Source organism: Humidesulfovibrio sp., from assembly GCF_035560995.1.
Lineage (GTDB): Bacteria > Desulfobacterota > Desulfovibrionia > Desulfovibrionales > Desulfovibrionaceae > Humidesulfovibrio.
Genome location: NZ_DATMYK010000089.1, coordinates 1 through 4,709 on the forward strand (window position 1 = coordinate 1; position 4,709 = coordinate 4,709).

Sequence of the window (4,709 nt, forward strand, 5' to 3'; positions counted from 1 at the left end):
GTTCAGGGCCGCGCCTTCTGCGACCTGGTGCGCAACCTGCCCAAGGGCGAACTGACCATCAAGGCCGATGCCGAGGGCAAGAACGTGCTCATCGAGCAAGGCCGCCGCAAGTACAAGCTGCCCGCCAACGAGCCTGAATGGTTCCAGGCCTTCGCCCCCTTCCCCGAGGGCGAGACCGTGTTCTGGAGCGGTGACTTCCTGCACGAGATCATCGAGAAGATCGGCTTCTGCATCAGCGAGGAGGACAGCATGGAGGCCATCGCCTGCCTGTACCTCAAGCCGGAGCAGGACGCGCAGGGCAAGCGGGTCGAGGTCTGCGGCCTGAACGGCCACCAGTTCGCCATGTTCACCTTCGTCAACGACGACATTTTCGGTCTGCTGCCCCGGGAAGGCGCGCTTATTCAGCGCAAGTACCTTTCCGAACTCAAGAAGTGGCTTGGCGCGGACGAAATCGAGCTGGCTTTGGGCGAAAAGCGCATGTTCCTGCGCACGGGCGACAAACGCGAGACCTTCAGCCTGCCGCTCTCGTTCTATCAGTACCCCAACTACCAGGGCTTCCTGTCCAAGCTGAAGGATCCGGGCGCCTCCCGCCTCACCGTGAACCGGGCCGAGCTCATCGACACCCTGGAGCGCATCCTGATCTTCAACACCGAGAGCAACCGCTGCACCTACTTCCTGTTCAGCCCCGGCGAAGTGGTCCTGTACAGCCAGGGCCAGGACGTGGGCACGGCCCAGGAGCCCCTGGCCGCCACCTACCAGGGCGACCTGCAGCGCATCGCCTTCCCCACCCGCAACCTGATGGAGATCTTGTCGCACTACGCCTCTGAGGAAGTCACCCTGACCCTCACCGGCTCCGAGGCGCCCTGCGGCGTTTCCGGCGACAAGGACCAGAACTACAGCGTCATCATCATGCCCATGATGATTCAGGAAGAGACCTACTACGCCGAGGAAAACGCCTAAATGACCGACAAGGAAAAAAACGCCGCGGCCTATACCGCGGACAGCATCACTGTTCTCGAGGGCCTCTCCGCGGTCCGCAAACGCCCGGCCATGTACATCGGCTCCACCGATGTGCGCGGTCTGCACCATCTGGTCTACGAAGTGGTCGACAACGCCATCGACGAAGCTATGGCCGGGTACTGCACGCGGGTCAAAGTCACCCTGCATATGGATAATTCCGTCACCGTTTCTGACAACGGCCGCGGCATTCCCGTGGACATGCACCCCAAGGAGAAGAAGACGGCCCTTGAAGTCGTCATGACCATCCTGCACGCGGGCGGCAAGTTCGACAACAACGCCTACAAGGTTTCCGGCGGTCTGCACGGTGTGGGCGTCAGCGTGGTCAACGCCCTGTCAGAGAGCCTCACCGCCACGGTGAAGCGCGGCGGCAGGCTGTACCAGCAGACCTACGAGCGCGGCGTGCCCACGGGCCCGGTGAAGGAGATCGGCGAGGCCACGGGCACCGGCACCAAGGTGCGCTTCAAGGCTGACGAGGAGATCTTCGAGACCAACCAGTACGAGTACGCCATCCTCAAGAAGCGCTTCCAGGAACTGGCCTACCTGAACAAGGGCATGGAGATCGAGTTCCTGGACGAGCGCACGGGCGACAAGGACAACTTCAAGTTCGAAGGCGGCATCCGCTCCTTCGTCGAGGACTTGAACCAGGGCCAGACCGCCGTGCACGACATGATCTACGCCATCGGCGAGAGCGATTCCGGCGACCATGGCACCGTGGTCACGGAAATCGCCGTGCAGTACAATCAGGGCTACAAGGAAAACGTCCAGACCTTCGCCAACAACATCCGCACCATCGAGGGCGGCACGCACCTGGCGGGCTTCAAGACGGCCCTCACCCGCGCGCTGAATACCTACATCCAGAAGTCCGAGCTTTCCAAGAAGCTCAAGGAAAAACTGGCTGGCGACGATGTGCGCGAAGGCCTCACCGCCGTGGTCAGCGTGAAGCTGCCCATGCCGCAGTTTGAAGGTCAGACCAAGACCAAGCTCGGCAACTCCGAGGTGGCGGGCCTGGTGGCCACGCTGGTCTATGAAAAGCTTACGCAGTTCCTTGAGGAGAACCCCAAGGAGGCCAAATCCATCATCGAGAAGGTGGTGGACGCCGCCAGAGCGCGTGAGGCCGCCCGCAAGGCGCGCGATCTCGTGCGCCGCAAGGGAGCCCTGTCCGACAACGCCCTGCCGGGCAAGCTGGCCGACTGCCAGAGCAAGGACCCCATCGAGTCTGAAATCTTCATCGTCGAGGGCGACTCCGCAGGCGGTTCGGCCAAACAGGGCCGAAACCCGCGCATCCAGGCCATTCTGCCCCTGCGAGGCAAGATCCTGAACGTGGAGAAGACGCGCTACGATAAGATGCTGGGCAACAAGGAAATCCGCAACCTCATCACCGCCATGGGCGTGGGCGTGCCGGGCAACGGTCTGGACGACGAGCAGATGCCGGACTTCGAGCGCCTGCGCTACCACAAGATCGTCATCATGACCGACGCAGACGTGGACGGCAGCCACATCCGCACCCTTCTGCTGACCTTCTTCTACCGCCAGTATCAGGAGCTCATCGACCGGGGCTACATCTACATCGCCCAGCCGCCCCTTTTCCGCGCGCACAAGGGCAAGTTCGAAAAGTACATCAAGGACGAGAAGGAGCTGCACGCCTTCCTGCTCTCCCAGGCCGAGAAGGACCTGACCGCCACGGCCCTGAACGGCGAAGAGCCCAAGCTCTTCAGCGGCAAGGAGCTGCGCAAGCTGCTCGACCAAATCCGCCAGCTGAAGGAGCGCGTGCGCGAGGCCCTGCACATGGGCATCGAGGAGCCGCTGTTCCTCTCCATGGTGAAGCTGCCTAAGATCGTCCCGGCGGACTTCGACGCCGCGCCCGTGGACGAGCTGCTGGCCAAGGTGGTCGAGGCCGGCTTCGGCGTGCACATGGACGTGGAGCAGGGCGAGGACGAGACCGAGCGCCGCAACTTCGTGGTCTTCACCAGCGCCAATGGCCACCGCACCCGCCTGGGGTTGGAGTTCTTCAACGCCAAGACCTACCTGAAGGCCCAGGAGCTGCACCAGGGGCTCATGGAGAGCTGCGGTGGGCCGGACTTCAGCCTGGGCCGCGTGGACGCTGTGCCCATGCGCCTGACCGGCTTCTTCAACCTGCTGGACACGGTGCTCGAGGAATCGCACAAGGGCTACACCGTGCAGCGCTACAAGGGTCTGGGCGAAATGAACCCGGAGCAGCTGTGGGAGACCACAATGGACCCGGACAAGCGCACCCTGCTACAGGTCAGGATCGACGACTGCGAAGCGGCCGACCGCATCTTCAGCGAACTCATGGGCGATTCGGTCACCCCGCGCCGGGAGTTCATTGAACGCAATGCCATGACCGTGGAAGAATTGGATATTTAGGTACCCGATCGGGATGCGGGAGCATCGGGGGCGTGGCCTCCGGGCCCCTGCTTAAGGGCATTCGCTCTTTGAAATCCCGCTATTATTGGAGTCTGTTGGAGTTTTACGGTCACAGCGACCCCCCCACCCCCTACAGGGGTCCAGGGGGCCTTGTGCCCCCTGGTGGTGAAGGGGGTCCGGGGGAAGGGGCGAAGCCTCAACCCTCGGCCGCTTGCACCGCCGCCATACACGGAGGACATACGTGAGTCAGAACGTCACCATTGAACGCGAGATGCAGAAATCCTACCTGGAGTACTCGCTCTCGGTCATCGTGGGCCGCGCCATCCCGGACGTGCGCGACGGCCTCAAGCCCGTGCACCGGCGCATCCTGTTCGCCATGCACGAGCTCGGCAACGCCTACAACCGGGCCTACAAGAAATCCGCCCGCGTGGTCGGCGACGTCATCGGCAAATACCACCCGCATGGCGATTCCGCGGTGTACGACGCCCTTGTGCGCATGGCGCAGGAATTCTCCATGCGCGACCCCCTGGTGGACGGCCAGGGCAACTTCGGCTCCATCGACGGCGACTCCGCGGCGGCCATGCGTTACACCGAAGTGCGCATGGCCAAGCTGGCCAGCGAGTTCCTGGGCGACATCGAGAAGAAGACCGTCGACTTCCGTCCCAACTACGACAACACCCTTGAGGAGCCGGTGGTGCTCCCGGCCAAGGTGCCCAACCTGCTGCTGAACGGCAGCTCGGGCATCGCGGTGGGCATGGCCACCAACATTCCGCCCCACAACCTGGGCGAGCTCATCGACGGCACCCTGCACGTGCTGGACAACCCCAACTGCGGACCCCGCGACCTGCTGGGCATGATCCACGGGCCGGACTTCCCCACGGGCGGTCAGGTGTTCGCGGGCAAGGGTCTGGCCGACGCCTACATGACCGGCCGCGGCAGCATCCGCATGCGCGGCGTGGTGCACACCGAGGAAGTGAAAAAGGGCGGCAAGGAGAACGTGGTCATCACGGAGATCCCCTTCGCCCTGAACAAGTCCAGCCTGGTGGAAAAGATCGCCGCGCTGGTGAACGACAAGAAGATCGACGGCGTTTCCGACCTGCGCGACGAATCCGACCGCAAGGGCATCCGCATCGTGCTGGAACTCAAGCGCGGGGCCATCGCCGAGATCGTCATCAACGCCCTGTACAAGTTCACACCGCTTGAGACCAGCTTCGGCATCAACATGATGGCCGTGGTGGGCAACCGCCCCCGCCTGCTGAACCTGAAGCAGATCCTGGTCCACTTCCTGGAGCACCGGCGCGAGG

3 protein-coding genes are annotated in these 4,709 nt (G+C 63.2%); all 3 read left to right on the forward strand.

Going from position 1 to position 4,709, the window contains the following annotated elements:
* Window positions 1-960 (forward strand): DNA polymerase III subunit beta (locus VN419_RS03375; protein WP_325644443.1); only part of this gene is annotated, 960 nt, incomplete at its 5' end.
* Window positions 961-3,405: a DNA topoisomerase (ATP-hydrolyzing) subunit B gene (gene gyrB, locus VN419_RS03380; RefSeq protein WP_325644445.1), complete on the forward strand. Its 2,445-nt coding sequence runs from the start codon at window positions 961-963 to the stop codon at window positions 3,403-3,405.
* A gap of 271 nt (window positions 3,406-3,676) precedes the next feature.
* The coding region (locus tag VN419_RS03385; protein ID WP_325644447.1) for a DNA gyrase subunit A at window positions 3,677-4,709 on the forward strand (1,033 nt) is incomplete at its 3' end.